The organism is Pseudomonas sp. NFPP02 (assembly GCF_900119355.1).
In the GTDB taxonomy this organism is placed as follows: Bacteria; Pseudomonadota; Gammaproteobacteria; order Pseudomonadales; family Pseudomonadaceae; genus Aquipseudomonas; species Aquipseudomonas paracarnis.
Map to the genome: position 1 here is coordinate 212829 of NZ_FPJI01000002.1, position 16187 is coordinate 229015.

15 protein-coding genes and 1 tRNA gene are annotated in these 16187 nt (G+C 60.3%); 7 read left to right on the plus strand and 9 right to left on the minus strand.

Features of this window, described 5'->3' with window-relative positions; translation table 11 throughout:
* Positions 1 to 14: 14 nt before the first annotated feature.
* The 3 genes from BT204_RS04385 to BT204_RS04395 form a co-directional block, all read right to left on the minus strand.
* Positions 15 to 710, minus strand: a complete 696-nt coding sequence (locus tag BT204_RS04385) for an ABC transporter permease (protein ID WP_005783890.1) — start codon at positions 708 to 710, stop codon at positions 15 to 17.
* Positions 711 to 784: 74 nt separating this feature from the next.
* Positions 785 to 1537, minus strand: coding sequence for an ABC transporter substrate-binding protein (locus tag BT204_RS04390; RefSeq protein WP_014716503.1), 753 nt, complete (start codon positions 1535 to 1537; stop codon positions 785 to 787).
* A gap of 13 nt (positions 1538 to 1550) precedes the next feature.
* Complete coding sequence (locus BT204_RS04395; protein WP_010213906.1) at positions 1551 to 2324, minus strand: ABC transporter ATP-binding protein; 774 nt, start codon at positions 2322 to 2324, stop codon at positions 1551 to 1553.
* 555 nt (positions 2325 to 2879) lie between these two features.
* Between BT204_RS04395 and gabP the strand changes: the two genes are divergently transcribed.
* Positions 2880 to 4271 carry a GABA permease gene (gene gabP / locus BT204_RS04400; protein ID WP_054899112.1) on the plus strand — a complete coding sequence of 464 codons (1392 nt, stop codon included), beginning with the start codon at positions 2880 to 2882 and terminating at the stop codon, positions 4269 to 4271.
* 311 nt (positions 4272 to 4582) lie between these two features.
* Here the strand turns inward: gabP and BT204_RS04405 are convergent, their stop codons facing one another.
* Positions 4583 to 4996 (minus strand): hypothetical protein, encoded by a 414-nt coding sequence (locus BT204_RS04405; RefSeq protein ID WP_034125526.1) that lies wholly within the window; start codon positions 4994 to 4996, stop codon positions 4583 to 4585.
* 158 nt (positions 4997 to 5154) lie between these two features.
* Here BT204_RS04405 and BT204_RS04410 point away from each other — a divergent pair, with 158 nt between their 5' ends.
* Together BT204_RS04410 and BT204_RS04415 are read left to right on the plus strand one after the other, a co-directional pair.
* On the plus strand, positions 5155 to 6120 hold the full coding sequence (locus tag BT204_RS04410; RefSeq protein WP_072445785.1) for an arsenic resistance protein: 966 nt from the start codon (positions 5155 to 5157) through the stop codon (positions 6118 to 6120).
* An 87-nt stretch (positions 6121 to 6207) separates the two neighbouring features.
* Positions 6208 to 7815: an ArnT family glycosyltransferase gene (locus BT204_RS04415; protein WP_072445786.1), complete on the plus strand. Its 1608-nt coding sequence runs from the start codon at positions 6208 to 6210 to the stop codon at positions 7813 to 7815.
* A 36-nt stretch (positions 7816 to 7851) separates the two neighbouring features.
* On the opposite strand, the gene BT204_RS04420 is transcribed toward BT204_RS04415, so the two are convergent.
* The 5 genes from BT204_RS04420 to BT204_RS04440 all read right to left on the minus strand — a co-directional run bounded on the left by BT204_RS04420 (position 7852) and on the right by BT204_RS04440 (position 12424).
* Entirely contained in the window at positions 7852 to 8523 is a 672-nt protein-coding gene (locus BT204_RS04420; protein ID WP_034125529.1) for a hypothetical protein, read from the minus strand.
* Between the two features lie 172 nt (positions 8524 to 8695).
* Positions 8696 to 8771, minus strand: a tRNA-Phe gene (locus BT204_RS04425).
* A gap of 103 nt (positions 8772 to 8874) precedes the next feature.
* Entirely contained in the window at positions 8875 to 9147 is a 273-nt protein-coding gene (locus tag BT204_RS04430) for an oxidative damage protection protein (protein WP_034125530.1), read from the minus strand.
* Positions 9144 to 10211, minus strand: a complete 1068-nt coding sequence (mutY, locus tag BT204_RS04435) for an A/G-specific adenine glycosylase (RefSeq protein ID WP_072445787.1) — start codon at positions 10209 to 10211, stop codon at positions 9144 to 9146. The genes BT204_RS04430 and mutY overlap by 4 nt, the downstream gene beginning before the upstream one ends.
* The gene (locus tag BT204_RS04440) at positions 10208 to 12424 is read right to left on the minus strand and encodes an AsmA family protein (protein ID WP_072445788.1); all 2217 of its coding nucleotides are present in this window, start codon (positions 12422 to 12424) and stop codon (positions 10208 to 10210) included. The genes mutY and BT204_RS04440 overlap by 4 nt, the downstream gene beginning before the upstream one ends.
* A gap of 326 nt (positions 12425 to 12750) precedes the next feature.
* On the opposite strand from BT204_RS04440, the gene BT204_RS04445 reads away from it, so the two are divergent.
* From BT204_RS04445 to BT204_RS04460, 4 genes are all read left to right on the plus strand, one after another.
* Positions 12751 to 14412, plus strand: coding sequence for an OFA family MFS transporter (locus BT204_RS04445; protein ID WP_054897552.1), 1662 nt, complete (start codon positions 12751 to 12753; stop codon positions 14410 to 14412).
* 276 nt (positions 14413 to 14688) lie between these two features.
* Entirely contained in the window at positions 14689 to 15285 is a 597-nt protein-coding gene (gene hisB / locus BT204_RS04450) for an imidazoleglycerol-phosphate dehydratase HisB (protein WP_003187781.1), read from the plus strand.
* Positions 15285 to 15923 (plus strand): imidazole glycerol phosphate synthase subunit HisH, encoded by a 639-nt coding sequence (hisH, locus tag BT204_RS04455; protein ID WP_054897551.1) that lies wholly within the window; start codon positions 15285 to 15287, stop codon positions 15921 to 15923. The genes hisB and hisH overlap by 1 nt, the downstream gene beginning before the upstream one ends.
* Entirely contained in the window at positions 15924 to 16181 is a 258-nt protein-coding gene (locus tag BT204_RS04460) for a DUF2164 domain-containing protein (protein WP_032894032.1), read from the plus strand. It abuts the gene before it with no gap.
* Positions 16182 to 16187: the final 6 nt, after the last annotated feature.

The window sequence follows — 16187 nt, forward strand, 5'->3', positions numbered from 1 at the left end:
GCTGTAGTCGCCGCTCATTGGGTGCTCCTTGCAAAGCCGCGGGCGGCGCGTTTTTCCAGGAAGTGCATGCTGGTCATCGCCAGTACGGTCAGGCCCAGGTACATGAATGCGGCGACCATGAAGAAGGTGAAGGGTTGCTTGGTCACGGTCACGCCGATCTGCGCGTGGCGCATGATTTCTTCCAGGCCGATCACCGACACCAGCGCGGTGTCTTTCATCAGGATCATGAACAGGTTACCCAGGCCCGGCAGGGCGATGCGCCACATCTGCGGCATGATCAGCCGGGTGAAAATCCGAAACTTCGACAGCCCCAACGCCACACCGGCTTCGCGGTGGCCCTTGGGAATGGCGAGGATCGCGCCGCGGAACACTTCCGTTGCGTAGGCGCCGAAGCACAGGCCCAGGGCGATGACGCCGGCGGCGAAGGCACTCAGCGACAGGTCGGGGTTGCCGAAGAACTCACCGAGCGCACGCATCAGGTTGACGGTGCCGAAGTAAATCAGCAGCACCCACAGCAGCTCGGGAATACCGCGCACGATGGTCGAATAAGCGCCGCCCAGCCATTGCAGTGGCTTGTACGGGGAGGTCTTGGCCAAGGCGCCGGCAAGGCCGAGCACCAGCCCCAGGCACAGGGCCGTGAGCGCCAGTTTGACGGTCATCAGCGCGCCGGCGGCAAGGGCCGGGCCGAATCCGTAGAGATCGAAATTCATGGTGTTTTCATATCGCGGCAGGCATTGCTAAAAGCCAGCGCGCTCGCAGGAGCGCGTCGGGCAGGCCGTTCAGATCATTCGATGCTGAACGGGAAGTACTTGTCGTTGATCTTCTTGTAGGTGCCGTCTGCCTTGATCTCTGCCAGGGCTTTGTTCAGGCGCTCGCGCAGCGGGTCGCCTTTGCGTACGGCGATACCAATCTTGTCGCTTTCTACCACCGGGTCGCCTTTGAATTCATAGGCCGAACCGTCTTTGCTCTTGAGCCATTCGTACTGCACGTACTTGTCAGCCAGGATGCCGTCGAGGCGACCGGAGGTCAGGTCGAGGTAGGCGTTTTCCTGCGTGTCGTAGAGCTTGGCTTCGGTGTCCGGCAGCTTGTCTTCCAGATAGGTACCGGCCAGCGTTGCGCGCTGTGCACCGATCACCTTGCCTTTGAGGTAAGTGGCGTCGGTCTTGAAATCCGCAGTGGCTTTGGGCGCAATGAACTGCAGCTTGTTGGAGTAGTACGGGTCGGTGAAGTCAACCGCCTGCTTGCGCTCGTCGGTGATCGACAGCGAAGACACCAGGAAGTCGAACTTCTTGGCGTTCAGGGCCGGGATGATGCCGTCCCAGTCGGACACATACACTTCGCACTTCTCGACTTTCATCTTGGCGCACAGGGCGTCGCCGATGTCCTTGTCGAAGCCGACAACGTTACCGCTGGCGTCTTTATTGTTGAACGGCGGGTAGGCCGCTTCGATCCCCATCTTCAAGGTTTCTGCCATGGCCGTGGCGCTGAACGCCATCGAGACGGCCGCGGCCAGAAGGAATTTCTTATAGGTCTGCATGCATGTTGCTCCGTTAGCGGTTGCTGGACATGAATTGTTTGCAGCGCGCCGAAAGCGGGTTTTCAAATACCTGCTGTGGCGATCCTTGCTCTTCGACCAGGCCCTGGTGCAAAAACACCACTTCGCTGGATACCTGGCGGGCGAAGCCCATTTCGTGGGTGACCAGCAGCATGGTGCGGCCTTCTTCGGCCAGCGCGCGGATCACATTAAGTACTTCCTGGACCATTTCCGGGTCAAGCGCCGACGTCGGTTCGTCGAACAGGATGACTTTAGGCTGCATCGCCAGGGTACGCGCAATCGCTGCGCGTTGTTGTTGGCCGCCAGAGAGTTGCGCAGGGTAGGCGTGGCGCTTGTCGGCGATACCAACCTTGGCCAGCAGGGCCTCGGCCACTTCTATCGCTTCGGCCTTGCTCTGGCCGAGCACGCGCCGAGGAGCCTCGATGATGTTGTCGAGGATGCTCATGTGCGGCCACAGGTTAAAGTTTTGAAACACAAACCCGATTTCGCTGCGCAGGCGGTTGATCTGCTTGCCGTCGGCGGCCATCAGTTCGCCGTTTTTCGCGGCCTTTAGCTTGAGTTCTTCGCCGGCCACCAGGATCTGGCCCTGGTGCGGGTTTTCCAGCAGGTTGATGCAGCGCAGGAAAGTGGACTTGCCGGAACCGGAGGAACCCAGGATCGAGATCACATCGCCGTCGCGAGCGGTCAGCGAGATACCTTTGAGTACCTCAAGCTCACCATAGCGTTTATGCAAGTTGCGGATTTCAAGCGCGGGCGTGGCCTCGGCCATGTGCGGTCCTCATTGTGTTCGTTGCGATCTTCGCTGTTGGGCCGCCTTCCTGGCGAGGCGCCAAGCTAGCATAGCGTTTGGATGACAGCCAACAGCGCTGCGGACGGTTAACCGGTGGTCTGCGGCAGGGTGTCGCATCGGCGCAGCAGTGTGTCGCGCCATCAACAACCTACAGACGTTTGACCCAGAAAGATCCACAGGCTTCGCGTAAAAAAGGGCGCGATGGTGCCAGCTTTGGCCGGGTGTTGGAAGGGTTAACCGGGCAAACGGTCCATATCAGCCCGGTTATGGGGCGTCACGTACTTTTTGTGTGTGTTTTTGGTGCGTCGCAATGCCACGAATGTGAGTCGCACGGTAACGCTATAGCGGAATGCCATTGTTCTCAATGACTTGCGATGAGTAGTGGATTGTCCTACAGCCCCCGCCAACTGTGGTTCTGAAATATTTTGGCGCAAATCTTGCGTAAAAAATAAAGAACGCCCTGTTGGATTCTTTTCACGAGAAAGGCTGCAAGCCGGGCGAACCGTTTTCGCAATTCCTCGCAAAGGTGTGTCAATGAGTAGTACGCAAAGCTCCAATGACCTCGAACAGGGGCTCAAACCGCGTCACGTCACCATGCTGTCGATTGCCGGTGTCATCGGCGCCGGTTTGTTTGTCGGCTCCGGCCATGCGATCGCTGCTGCCGGCCCGGCTGTGCTGTTGGCCTATGCAGCCGCCGGTACGCTGGTAGTCCTGGTGATGCGCATGCTGGCCGAGATGGCCGTTGCGTCACCGGATACCGGTTCGTTCTCTACCTATGCCGACCGGGCAATCGGCCACTGGGCCGGTTTCACCATTGGCTGGCTCTACTGGTGGTTCTGGGTGCTGGTGATTCCGCTGGAAGCCAACGCGGCGGCGACCATCCTGCACGCCTGGTTCCCCGACGTGGCGATCTGGGTGTTCACCCTGGTCATTACCTTGCTGCTCACCGCAACCAACTTGTTCAGCGTGAAGAACTACGGCGAGTTCGAGTTCTGGTTTGCGCTGATCAAGGTCGTAGCGATCGTGGGCTTTGTGATCCTCGGCCTGGCCGCGATCTTCGGCTTCTTGCCCACCAGCCAGGTCAGCGGTGTTTCGCACCTGTTCGATACCCAAGGGTTCATGCCCAACGGCATGGGTGCCGTATTGGCGGCGATCCTGACCACCATGTTCTCGTTCATGGGCACCGAGATTGTCACCATCGCCGCAGCCGAATCGAAGAACCCGGGCCAGCAAATCACCAAGGCCACCAACTCGGTGATCTGGCGGATTGGTTTGTTCTACCTGTTGTCGATCTTCATCGTGGTGTCCCTGGTGCCTTGGAACGATCCGACCCTGGCTGCCGTAGGTTCCTACCAGACCGTGCTGGAGCGCATGGGCATTCCGAACGCCAAGCTGATTGTCGACCTGGTGGTACTGGTTGCCGTGACCAGCTGCCTCAACTCGGCGCTGTACACCGCGTCGCGCATGCTGTTCTCCCTGGGCCGTCGCGGTGACGCACCGGCCGTGGCCAAGCGCACCAACAAGAGCGGCACGCCTTACTGGGCGGTGTTGCTGTCTACCGGCGCCGCGTTCCTGGCGGTATTCGCCAACTACGTCGCTCCGGCGGCGGTGTTCGAATTCCTGCTGGCCAGCTCCGGCGCCATTGCGTTGCTGGTGTACCTGGTGATTGCCGTGTCGCAACTGCGCATGCGCCAGAAGCGTGCGGCAGCGGGCGAGAAGATCGTCTTCAAGATGTGGCTGTTCCCAGGCCTGACGTACGCGGTAATGGTGTTTATCGTCGGTACGTTGACCATCATGCTGTTCCAGGAAGCGCACCGGGTCGAGATCATCGCCACCGGGGTTCTGAGCTTGCTGGTGGTATTGGCGGGGTTGGTGGTGGCGAGCCGTCGCAAGGCCCAAAGAGTGGGGGCTGCGGCGCTTAGCTGACGAGAGACGGTGGTAGTGCACCGCGCAACAATGTGGGAGCCGGGCTTGCCCGCGATGACGGACTGCCAGTCGATATATTCGTCGACTGACACACCGCCATCGCGGGCAAGCCCTAATACCAGTCAGTTAAGACAGCATCGGTAACTGTGGCGAGGGAGCTTGCTCCCGCTGGGGCGCGAAGCGGCCCCAAAAATGGGACTGCTACGCAGTCCAGCGGGAGCAAGCTCCCTCGCCACAAGTCACTGGTTGTCTGCTCGAGCTCTTAACTGACTGGCATTAGGGCAAGCCCGCTCCCACATTTTTATTTTGTGTCAGTCGGGGGCGTTGGCCAGCGCCTGGGACGCCGCCACGTAATCGGCCTGGAACTGCGGCGACTCAATCCACGCTAACGCCGCGGCTTCGTCATCGCTGTCCGTCGCCCACTGCCGATACTCGATCAGCGCCGCCAGGATAAAGTCGGTCGCTTCTTCTTCGCCTTCCTGCTCCAGCACCAACGCCAGCAACGGGTGCGCCAGGAACACCGCACACAGCGCCTGCTGGCTGATCTCGCCAGCGGCACGCATTTCGACGAACAGTTCAGTCAAATCCACCGACTCAAGGTCGATGCGGCTGTCGTCGCCCGCGAAGGCATCCGGCTTGTGCGCCACGGCGCGCTGGGTGCGGTTTTGCTTGGCCTTGGCTTTTGCCCGGTGGGCGCGTTTTTGCTGCTTGTTTGGCGAGGCCATGGGCTCAACGTCCTTGGGGGTCTGGTCTGGAGGGTGTATTGAAGCGCAGGTTGGGGTAAATCCCAAGGGTTTCTCGGGCGGCAATGATTGCTGTAGTGCTCGACCTTATCTGCGCGGGTACTTAGGCTGACAGTCTATTGACCCACCAGAGCCCGCCCATGACCCGTGACACCCTGGAACACCATCAGGTCCCGATCTACTTTGTTGCCGTCTTTGTGGCCGTCACGTTTGGCCTGTTCTGGCCCTTGTCGGCGCAGGGCTTCAGCCTTTGGGTGACACCTGCCATCGCCGTGCTGATGTATGCGATGTTTTTGCAGATACCCTTTCTTGAGCTGCGCCAAGGCTTGGGCAACAAGCGATTCATGGCGGCCTTGCTGCTGGCCAATTTCATTCTGGTGCCTTTGCTGGTGTGGGGGTTGACCCGCGGCCTGGTGGAGCGTCCGGCGTTGCTGGTGGGCGCTCTGCTGGTGTTGCTAACGCCCTGTATCGACTACGTGGTGGTGTTTACCCATATCGGCAAGGGCGATTCGCGTTCGATGCTGGCGGCAACCCCGCTGTTGCTTTTGCTGCAACTGCTGCTGTTGCCGGTATACCTGGGGCTGATGTTGGGCGAGAAATCCAGCGTGGTGGTAGCGGCGGGGCCATTTGTAGAGGCGTTCGTGGGGTTGATTGTGGTGCCGATGCTTCTGGCTGTCCTCACCAGCGCGCTTGCGCGGCGTTCGAGCGCTATCGGTCTTTGGAGCAGCGCCTGGGCGTGGTTGCCGGTGCCGGCGATGGCGCTGGTGTTGTTTGTCGTGCTCGCTTCGCACATCACTGCGGTGGTGCGAGATATCAATTTGTTGTTGCCGGTCATTCCAATCTACGTGGCCTTTGTACTGTTGGCACCGTTGATGGGTATTGGGGCTGCGCGGCTGTTCGCACTGCCAGCGGTGACGGCGCGGGCGGTGACGTTCAGTGCGTCGACGCGTAATTCGCTGGTGGTTTTGCCATTGGCGCTGGCCCTGCCGGAGGATGTGCGCGGTTTGGCCGCAACGGTGGTGATCCTGCAGACCCTGATCGAGCTGGTTGCCGAGTTGGCCTACGTTCGCCTGATCCCGGCAGTGGTGTGGCCCACCAGTCGGTAACCGCGTGAATGTTCAGGTCTGTTCAGGCGCCATTCAGGGGCGCGTTCGGCACCATACGCCAGCGCTTCCCACCTGACAGGTCACCCGATGGATCACCGCAACCGTTTTCGCCTGGAGTCACTGGGTATTTTCCTGGTCGCTCTCTTGTTGTTCACAGTAGGTATCTGGGATCAGCAGCCCCAGGGTTTTGACGGGCGTTGGGCGCTGTTCCTGCAGGAAATGTATCGCCATGGCGCGAGTCTTTTCCCCACCACCTACGGCCAGCCCTATGCGGATTACCCCGGCACCGCGACCTTCTTCAGTTATCTATTCGCCCGCTTGTTTGACGCGCCGAACCACTTGGCGAATGTGCTGCCCACAGCGCTCGCGTCGGCGGGGGTGATCGCGCTGATGTATCGCCTGCTGGCGCCCTACAGCCGTGCCTGGTCGCTGCTGACGGTGCTGCTCACGCTGCTCACCGCCCAGTTACTCGAAAAGTCGCGCTCGGTGTGCCTGGATCAGATGGTCGCGTTGTTATGCGTGGGCAGTTTCTATCTGCTGCACACCGGCGAACGCCTCGGGTCACGGCTGAGGCAACTGGCGGTGTTCCCGCTGTTCATCCTGGGTTTTGCCATACGTGGGCCGCTGGGGTTGATTGAAGTCTGCGGGGTGGTGTGTGTGTATTGGGCATTGGGCAAGCCGGGAGAGCGTGTCCGGCAGGTGCTGATCCACGGCGTTGCCGGCCTGGTGTTGCTCGCAGCGTGCTGGTGGCTGCTGATGAAGCTTGCGCGGTTCAGTGGTGGCGCTGCGTTTGCCGATGAAGTCTTCAAGATGCAAGTCGGTGGGCGTCTGGATGAGTCGGGTGAGCCGTTTTACTTTTACTTCCAACTGAGCTTGTACCGCTACTTCCCGGTGGTTCCGCTGGCGTTTGCGACCCTGTTTGCGTTGCGCCATCGCTGGCCCGAGCGTTGGGGCAATGAGCACCTGCAATTGCTGGTGCGGTTCGGGGGCTGCGGCTTGATGATTCTGCTCGGCCTGTCGGTACCGCATTTCAAGCGCGCTTATTACATTCTGCCGATGGTGCCGATGTTTGCGGCTGTCGCTGCCTATGGGCTGCTTCACGCGCAAGGCTGGCTGGTGGGTGTGCGCCGTTGCTATGAATGGCTCGTCGCGGCGCTGCCGGCGTTGTGCGTGGTTGTGTTGTTTGTGTGTCGACACGCCTGGCATAAACAGGGCTACTGGCCGGAGATTTCCTTGCCGTTGATGATCGGCGTGTTGGTGGTGCTGCAAGCTGCCGCGTTGATTGCCTGGCAGCGAGCATGGCGGTTGGTGTGGCTCAGTCTGATCGCGCTGGTGGCGCAATGGCTGTTGCTGGTGACGGTGATAGAGCCGGCCAAGGACCTGCAATTCGACACCCGGCGGTTTGTCAGCCAGGTGGAGGCGTTGCGCCAGGCGCAGCCGGGTCCGTTGGTGTTTGTCGACCTGGCCCGGGATACCTGGGCGGTGCGCTACATGATGAACCTGGATCACGATGAACAGCCGCTGTTTGTCGGGCGTCACGAGCTTGAGAAGTTGGCGGCGCTGCCCCGGCCCTCCTGGGTGATCGTGTCGCGCAAGGAGACCGCGCTGTTGAAGGGGTCGCCGGTGGAGCACCTGGCGCCGAGCTATCAAGGGCGCTTGAATGACAACCCGTTGATGGTGTTCTTGCTCAAGTAAGGAGGCCCTTGAGCCAAGGGCCTGTCGAGCAGATGATTATTTGCAACGGAAGCTTTCAGGCATCGTGACCGTGTAATTGCGCTGCACGCGGTCCTGGAAATTCAGGTTCTGCAAACCCTGCTGCACCAGGAAGGCTTCGACCTTGGCGGCTTGGCAGTCGTCGTTATAGGACGACGCCCTTAGCAGGTAGACAGCGCGCCTGCTCACTTCATCACGAGCGGTGACCCGGAAGGTGGTGAGCGTGGTGTAGCCGGTGCGCTCCGAGGTCCCTACCGGGCCGTAGGAGGTGTTTGGAGTGCTGGTGCAGGTCAGTTGGTCGGTCTTTTTCTTGTTCTTCTTGCATTGAGTGGTGGTGCTTTTTGCCACCTGCCCGTATTCGGTGGCGGTATAGCGATACGTCACCTGCTTGCTGTCGACGTCCAGGGTGACGGTCATTTTGATCGGCGCGTGGTTCTTGGGCAGGGTGGTGTCGGTGAAGACATTGCGAAAGCCTTGGTCCTGCATGGCGCGGACCATGTCACGCAGGTAGTAGCGAGCATTGAGTGAGTTTTCATCACTTCCGCCAGTGGAGGTCACCAGCACGGTTGCCTGCCGGTCGAAGTGATAGTCGGGATCAGGCGTCGCGTTGATCGCTACGTCCAGCTGCGTGGCACACCCACTGAGCAGGGCGGTCAGTAGTAACAGGGTGCAAAGCAAGAAGCGGGTCATGAAAAAACCTTACAACTGAGATTTGGGTAAAGGCTGAACGATTGAGTCCAGCCAAAAATAACCCTCAATCGTCCTGCTGCGACATCGTGTCCGTAACTGCGTGAGTCGCATTAAATCGCAGGCAATAAAAAACCCCAAGGAACGCATTGTTCCTTGGGGTTTCTCGGTATTTTGGTGCCCAGAGACGGAATCGAACCGCCGACACGGGGATTTTCAATCCCCTGCTCTACCGACTGAGCTATCTGGGCAACGGGGCGCATTAAACGGGTTTTTCAGGGGGTCGTCAAGCAAGTTTTCAAAAAATATTTAATTATTACCGTCGCTTACGTGCAGACCCTGGTTTTTGATCAATTATTGAGCAGGCGGCACGTAGCCGTCGGCCTTGGCGTATTCCTCGCCGGAAAAGAACTTGTCCATTTCGCCGGCCAGGTATTTACGGTCTTCGGCGTTCATCATGTTCAGGCGTTTTTCGTTGATCAGCAGGGTCTGGTGTTTCAACCAGTCGCCCCAGGCTTTGGCGGAGACGTGCTCGTAGATGTCCTGGCCCTTGGCACCTGGGTACGGAGGGCGCTCCAGGGCTGGCAGTTCTTCTTTGTACTTGCGGCACATGATGGTGCGGGTCATGACGAAACTCCTGCGTTCAATACGTCGGCCGCGCGCTTCAGCAGTTTTTTCACCGGGGCGGCAAGGCCCAGGCGCGGCGGGGTGGCGAGGTTATACCAGAGCCAGTCGGCCTCGGCCACGTGATGGGCGGTTTCCTCGACCTGGACCAGCCAGGGTTCGATGGCCAGTTGGAAGTGGCTGAAAGTGTGGACCAGCCCGGGCAGTTCCTGATGCTTGCCCAGCGCCAGCGCGTGCTGGTTGGCGAGGTGATCCAGGTCTTGCAGGTCGTCCAGCTCCGGCAAGCTCCACAAGCCGCCCCACAAGCCCGTAGACGGGCGACGGTAAAGCAGGATCGCGCCCTCTGCGTTGGCCAGCATGGGCATCAGCGTGCGCTTTTGCGGGATGGTCTTGCGCGGCTTCGGGATCGGGTAGCGTGTTTCCAGGCCCAGCATGTGGGCTTCGCAGCCTTTTTCCAGCGGGCACAGCAGGCAGCTGGGTTTGCTGCGGGTGCACAGGGTGGCGCCCATGTCCATCATGGCCTGGGTGTAGGCGTTGACGCGCTCAAAGGGTGTGAAGCGCTCTGCGGTGGCCCACAGCTGTTTGGCGACCTTGGGCTCGCCCGGGTAACCCTCTTGCGCGGTAAAGCGCGCCAGCACGCGTTTGACGTTGCCGTCGAGGATCGGCGCGCGCAGGCCCATGCTCAGGCTGGCAATCGCGCCAGCGGTGGACAGGCCGATGCCCGGCAGCTCGGTGAGCTTTTCCACGTCGCGGGGGAATTCGCCGCCGTGTTCGGCCACCACGATCTTGGCGGTCTTCTGCAGGTTGCGCGCCCGGGTGTAGTAGCCCAGGCCCGTCCACAGGTGCAGCACTTCATCTTCCGGCGCAGCGGCCAGGGCTTCGACGGTCGGCAGGGACGCCATGAACCGGTCGAAGTAGTTGAGCACGGTGCTGACCTGGGTCTGTTGCAGCATGATCTCCGACACCCACACCCGGTAAGGGGTGATGTCCTGTTGCCAAGGCAGGTCGTGGCGGCCATGGCGGTCGTACCAGTCCAGCACCGCTTGTGAAAACTGCTCGTTTCTCATCGGTTGAACAGGCCTTTCAATGCGTCTTTGAGCTTGGGGTTAACCTTGTCGAGTTTCTCTTCCAGCTTCTCGTTGAGGCGGTTGCCGGCAGCCTTGAGGGCGACCTGGCCCAGGCCGTCCTTGTCCAGGCGGCAGGCCTTGGCGCCAAGCTCAAGCGGGCCTCGGCAGCGCAGGGGCACCTCAATGCCCTGGAAGTTGGCGCCGACCTGGCAGGCTGGGTCCGGCACGTCACGCTTGTCGCCTTCGACGATGATGCCGACGCGGTAGTCCATGCCCAGCACGCGTAAATCCACATCGCCGTTGCCGTTGAGCGTCAGGCCAGGGATACGTACTTTCAGGTCGGGGTTGCTGGCCACGCCGTTACGGAACGTGAGGTTGCCGCGCAGTTCCTGGAAGGGCGTGTCCTTGCCGCCTGGTGTGGCGCTCAGGGTCTTGCGGTTGAGCAGGGCGATGCCGGTGCACAGTTGCTGCTCGATGTTGGCATTGAGCAGCACACCGTTGTTGATCACGATGCTGGCGGTGCCGTTGAGGCTGTCGATCAAGGCCTTCTGGCTATTGCCACGGCCGTTGAGGTTACTGTCGAGGGTGAGCTGGCCTTTGACCGGCGGGTTTTTCCCTTGGGCCTGCAGGATGCGCTCAACGGGCACCTGCTTGATGTGGCTTTGCAGGGCCAGCACGGGCGTGTCCTGGCGTACGTCGAGTGTGCCGTTGGCCTGGAACGTGCCGTTGTAGAGACCGCCGCTGAGGGTGTCGAGCTTGAGTTGCCCGTCAATGCCAGAGGCTTTGAGCACCGCGTTCTGAATGGGCAACTGGCTCAGGGTCAGTTCGCCAAAGGCCAGGTCTGCATTCACGTCCAGGCTGCGCAGGCGCGTCAGCGGCAGCAGTTTGTCGTTGCTCCAGGCACCTTTGGTTGGCGCCTCCGGCAATGGTGTACTGCCGCCTGCCGCCATGGCGCCGGCTTCGCTGCTCTGTACTTCGGCCTGGCGTGCGGCGGTTGCGCCTTTGGCGGCTTCGGATTTGGCCGGCAGGTAATTGTCGGCATTGAAGGTATCGCCCTTGAGCTGCACACGCAGTGACTGCTTGGCGAAGTCATCCACGGCGATGCGGCCGGTGAAGGTGCTGGCATCGAGCTTCAGGTTCAAGTTTTCCAGGGCGACGCTGGTGGGCGTGCCCTTGAGGCGGCTCACCAGTTCGACCTTGCTCAGGCTGCCTGGGGCCATGGCAGGCAGTGGGTGGCCGACGCTCTCAAGAAACTTGGCCAGGTCAAACTGGGCAACCGACAGGGCGCCGCTGATCTGCGGGGTTTTGTCCAGGTCATTGGCCTTCAGTTCCCCCAAGGCGCGCAGTTGGTTGGCCGCCAGTTTCAGGTTGGTCCATTCGGCGACGTTGGCCGCCAGGTCCACCAGCAGTTGGCCCTGGGTGGAGAAGCTCACGGTCTTGCCTTGCAACGGCTCACCGGTGGCTTCGCCACTCAAGCGCATGTCTTCGAACTGATAACGCTTGAGCGCGCGCTGGATGCGCAAGTTGCCGTTCAGCTCAGTCTTGACCCGCATCAGCGGCTGGTTGCTGCCCAGGAACGCCGTGAGTTTCAGCGGGATGCTGGCGCCTTCGTGGATGGCACCGGCACTCAACTGGATACTTTCGGCACTCAATTGCTTGCCGGTCTGTTCATCGGTGTATTCGACGCGGGCGTTGTTGATGGTCAGGCTGTCGATGTCCAGGCGGATCGGCTGCGGCGGTTTTTCCGGCTTGGTTTCAGCCACCGGTTCGACCGGCGCGGGAGCGGGGGCACCGGCGGTTTCGTCGGGCAGGTTCTTGCCGATGTCTTCCCAGTTGCCGTGACCTTGTTTGTCGCGGTTCAGGCGCAGGTTCAAGCCCTCGACACGCACATCGCTCATTTGTACTTCGCGGCGCAGCAGTGGCAGTACGCGCACCGAGAGGCCGAGCATCTGCAAGTCGGCAAACGGTTGAGTCGGTGCGGTCAGGGTTGCGACGCTGGCTTCATGAAGCTCCAGGCCCAGCCAGGGGAACAGGCTCCAGCCGATATCGCCATTGAGCGTCAGCTCGATGTGGGCCTTGTCGCGGGCTATCTGGCGAATTTCTTCTTTGTAGTCGTTGGGATCGAAAAGGTGGGTCAGGGCAAAGCCGAGCGCCACAATGATCAGCAACAGCCCGAGAAGTACCAGACCCAGGATTTTGCCGAACGCTTTCATGGGCGAGTCCTTGTATGTCGATTTCAAAATTTAGCCGCAGAGTATAACGCCCGAAGGCCGGCGTCAGTTCACGGATCGTTACATTGTATCCACCGGTGCGGAAATGGGATTTTGACGTCAAGAAAATACAGATAATCGAAAAAAGGTAGTGGCAGTTTGATTTTTCCGTCATCCACTGGTGCTAATCTCTGCACGTTCGTCCGCCTTCTGCGACTTAACGTCGCGCCTAAAAGGGAGCTTCACTCAACAAAACGGCCACGCTTTGCGTGCAAGGCCGAGGGAGAGAGCGCCTGACGGACGCATACCAATAACTGGGGGAAACACCAATGAGCACTAGCACTGTGGCCGGCAATGCCGCCGCACAGCCTGCGTTCCTGTCCAAGGAGCGCATCATCGCCAAGCCGGGCTTCAACCGCTGGCTGGTTCCACCGGCCGCACTGGCCATCCACTTGTGCATCGGCATGGCCTACGGCTTCTCGGTGTTCTGGCTGCCCTTGTCCAAGGCGCTGGGCATCACCGCACCTGTGGCCTGCGCGCCGGACATGAGCTTTATCGCCCAAGTCTTTTCGTCCCAATGCGACTGGCCCATCTCCATGCTGGGCTGGATCTATACCCTGTTCTTCATCTTCCTGGGCTGCTCCGCAGCAATCTGGGGCGGCTGGCTGGAACACGCCGGGCCGCGTAAGGCTGGTGTTGTCTCGGCGCTGTGCTGGTGTGGTGGCCTGCTGATCTCCGCCTTGGGTATCTATACCCACCAGATCTGGCTGATGTGGATCGGCTCCGGGGTCATTGGCGGTATTGGCCTGGGCCTGGGCTATATCTCGCCCGTTTCGACCTTGATCAAGTGGTTCCCGGACAAACGCGGCATGGCGACCGGCATGGCGATCATGGGCTTTGGCGGCGGCGCGATGGTGGGTGCACCTTTGGCCGCGGCGCTGATGGGCCATTTCTCTTCACCGACCAGCGTCGGTGTATGGCAGAGCTTTGTGGTCATGGCGGCGATTTACTTCGTGTTCATGATCGGTGGCGCACTGCTGTATCGCGTGCCGCCAACCGGCTGGAAGCCTGAGGGTTGGACTGCTCCGGCGAAAAAAGCCAGCAATGCGATGATCACTCACCGCCATGTGCATGTGAATGTCGCGTGGAAAACCCCGCAGTTCCGCCTGGTATGGCTGGTGCTGTGCCTGAACGTGTCGGCCGGTATCGGCATCCTGGGCATGGCTTCGCCACTGCTGCAGGAAGTGTTCGGCGGCAAGTTGCTGGGTGTTGATGTGCCATTTGGTCAATTGGATGCGGGCCAGTTGGCCTCCATTGCAGCCATTGCCGCTGGTTTTACCGGCCTGTTGAGCCTGTTCAACATCGGTGGCCGGTTCTTCTGGGCGTCGTTCTCCGACTACCTGGGGCGTAAAAACACCTATTTTGTGTTCTTCGCCCTGGGCTTTGCCCTGTACGCGCTGATCCCGAACCTGGGGCACCTGGGTAACGTGGCGCTGTTCGTGGCCGCGTTCTGCATCATTCTGTCGATGTACGGCGGTGGTTTTGCCACGGTTCCGGCCTACCTGGCGGACTTGTTCGGCACTCAGATGGTTGGCGCGATCCACGGTCGCCTGTTGACCGCCTGGGCCGCTGCGGGCGTATTGGGCCCGGTGCTGGTGAACTACCTGCGTGAATACCAGTTGAGCATCGGCGTTGAACGCGCCGCGGCCTACGACATCACCTTGTACATCCTCGCCGGCCTGCTGGTGCTGGGCTTCATCTGCAACCTGCTGGTGCGCCCGGTGGCCGACAAGTACTTCATGACCGACGCGGAACTTGCCGCCGAACAGGCGCTGGGCCATGACAAAGGTGCTGATGCGAGCACTGTGCTGGAATGGAAGGCCTCCGCCGCCAGCAAGCCGCTGGCGATTGCTGCGTGGCTGGTAGTGGGTATTCCGTTGGCGTGGGGTGTGTGGGTGACCCTGCAGAAGACCGCGGTACTGTTCCACTGACACCCCAATAAGGGTGGGCCCGGCTCCTGTGGGGCCGGGCTTGTGTGGGAGCTGGCTTGCCTGCGATAGCATCACTGCGGTGTAACTGATACCCCGAGGTGTATGCATCGCAGGCAAGCCAGCTCCCACATAAGCCCATGCTCACATGTATGCACATGTCTATCCCCGACATTCCTCGCTCCAACTCGTCAGTCTTATCCCCTTCGTTGTTTCTGTTTAGCGCCTGCGCCCCTATAATGGCTGCCTTTTTCGCCCAATGATTTTGCGGAGCTGGTGATGGCCGAACGTAAGGCATCTGTCGAGCGCGACACTCTGGAAACCCAGATCAAAGCCTCGATCAACCTGGATGGCACCGGAAAGGCCCGATTTGATATCGGTGTACCTTTTCTTGAGCACATGCTGGACCAGATCGCCCGTCACGGGCTGATCGACCTGGATATCGTCGGCAAAGGCGACCTGCATATCGACGACCACCACATGGTGGAAGACGTGGGCATCACCCTCGGCCAGGCGTTTGCCAAGGCCATCGGCGACAAAAAAGGCATCCGTCGCTACGGCCATGCCTATGTCCCGTTGGATGAAGCGCTGTCCCGTGTGGTCATCGACTTCTCCGGTCGCCCGGGTTTGCAGATGCACGTGCCGTACACCCGCGCTAACGTGGGCCGTGGCTTTGACGTCGACCTGTTCCAGGAATTCTTCCAGGGCTTTGTCAACCACGCACTGGTCAGCCTGCACATCGACAACCTGCGCGGCACCAACACTCACCACCAGATCGAAACCGTGTTCAAGGCTTTCGGCCGCGCACTGCGCATGGCCGTGGAAGTCGATGAGCGCATGGGCGGGCAAATGCCGTCGACCAAGGGCGTCCTGTAATGCAGACGGTCGCGGTTATCGATTACGGCATGGGTAACCTGCACTCGGTGGCCAAGGCCCTTGAGCATGTAGGCGCCGGCAAGGTGCTGATCACCAGCGATGCCAACGTGATTCGCGAAGCCGACCGTGTGGTGTTCCCCGGCGTCGGCGCGATTCGCGATTGCATGGCCGAGATCCGTCGCCTGGGCTTTGATAGCCTGGTGCGCGAAGTCAGCCAGGACCGCCCCTTCCTCGGTATCTGCGTGGGCATGCAAGCCTTGCTCGACAGCAGTGAAGAGAACGGCGGTGTCGACTGCATTGGCCTGTTTCCAGGGCAGGTGAAGTTCTTCGGCAAAGACCTGCATGAAGATGGCGAGCACCTCAAAGTCCCGCACATGGGCTGGAACGAAGTACGCCGCACCGTCGATCACCCGCTGTGGCACGACATCCCGGACATGGCGCGTTTCTACTTCGTGCACAGCTACTACATCGCCGCCGGTAACCCGCGCCAGGTGGTGGGTGGCGGGCATTACGGCGTCGATTTTGCCGCCGCACTGGCCGATGGTTCGCGCTTTGCCGTGCAGTTTCACCCGGAGAAAAGCCATACCCATGGCCTGCAATTGCTGCAGAACTTCGCCGCGTGGGATGGTCGCTGGTAAATGGCCAGGAAGCCGAAGCCGCCGATCTTGAACCTCGCGCCCGAGCAGGAACGTGAGGCTACCGACAAGATCAAGCGGTTCATGGAAGACCGCTTCGAGCTCAAGCTGGGCTCGTTCGAGGTCGCCGAAATTCTTGAGTTGTTCACCACCGAAGTGGCGCCGCATTATTACAACAGGGCGATTTTCGACACGCAGACGCTCCTTAAGGAAAGGTTCGAAAGCATCGAAAGCGACTTGTGGTCGCTTGAGAAACCCTGATTTCCC

What these genes read in the sequence shown, in the direction of transcription:
- BT204_RS04385 (WP_005783890.1), bottom strand. Translation starts at nt 710, where the DNA reads ATGAATTTCGATCTCTACGGATTCGGCCCGGCCCTTGCCGCCGGCGCG.
- BT204_RS04390 (WP_014716503.1), bottom strand. Translation starts at nt 1,537, where the DNA reads ATGCAGACCTATAAGAAATTCCTTCTGGCCGCGGCCGTCTCGATGGCG.
- BT204_RS04395 (WP_010213906.1), bottom strand. Translation starts at nt 2,324, where the DNA reads ATGGCCGAGGCCACGCCCGCGCTTGAAATCCGCAACTTGCATAAACGC.
- gabP (WP_054899112.1), top strand. Translation starts at nt 2,880, where the DNA reads ATGAGTAGTACGCAAAGCTCCAATGACCTCGAACAGGGGCTCAAACCG.
- BT204_RS04405 (WP_034125526.1), bottom strand. Translation starts at nt 4,996, where the DNA reads ATGGCCTCGCCAAACAAGCAGCAAAAACGCGCCCACCGGGCAAAAGCC.
- BT204_RS04410 (WP_072445785.1), top strand. Translation starts at nt 5,155, where the DNA reads ATGACCCGTGACACCCTGGAACACCATCAGGTCCCGATCTACTTTGTT.
- BT204_RS04415 (WP_072445786.1), top strand. Translation starts at nt 6,208, where the DNA reads ATGGATCACCGCAACCGTTTTCGCCTGGAGTCACTGGGTATTTTCCTG.
- BT204_RS04420 (WP_034125529.1), bottom strand. Translation starts at nt 8,523, where the DNA reads ATGACCCGCTTCTTGCTTTGCACCCTGTTACTACTGACCGCCCTGCTC.
- BT204_RS04430 (WP_034125530.1), bottom strand. Translation starts at nt 9,147, where the DNA reads ATGACCCGCACCATCATGTGCCGCAAGTACAAAGAAGAACTGCCAGCC.
- mutY (WP_072445787.1), bottom strand. Translation starts at nt 10,211, where the DNA reads ATGAGAAACGAGCAGTTTTCACAAGCGGTGCTGGACTGGTACGACCGC.
- BT204_RS04440 (WP_072445788.1), bottom strand. Translation starts at nt 12,424, where the DNA reads ATGAAAGCGTTCGGCAAAATCCTGGGTCTGGTACTTCTCGGGCTGTTG.
- BT204_RS04445 (WP_054897552.1), top strand. Translation starts at nt 12,751, where the DNA reads ATGAGCACTAGCACTGTGGCCGGCAATGCCGCCGCACAGCCTGCGTTC.
- hisB (WP_003187781.1), top strand. Translation starts at nt 14,689, where the DNA reads ATGGCCGAACGTAAGGCATCTGTCGAGCGCGACACTCTGGAAACCCAG.
- hisH (WP_054897551.1), top strand. Translation starts at nt 15,285, where the DNA reads ATGCAGACGGTCGCGGTTATCGATTACGGCATGGGTAACCTGCACTCG.
- BT204_RS04460 (WP_032894032.1), top strand. Translation starts at nt 15,924, where the DNA reads ATGGCCAGGAAGCCGAAGCCGCCGATCTTGAACCTCGCGCCCGAGCAG.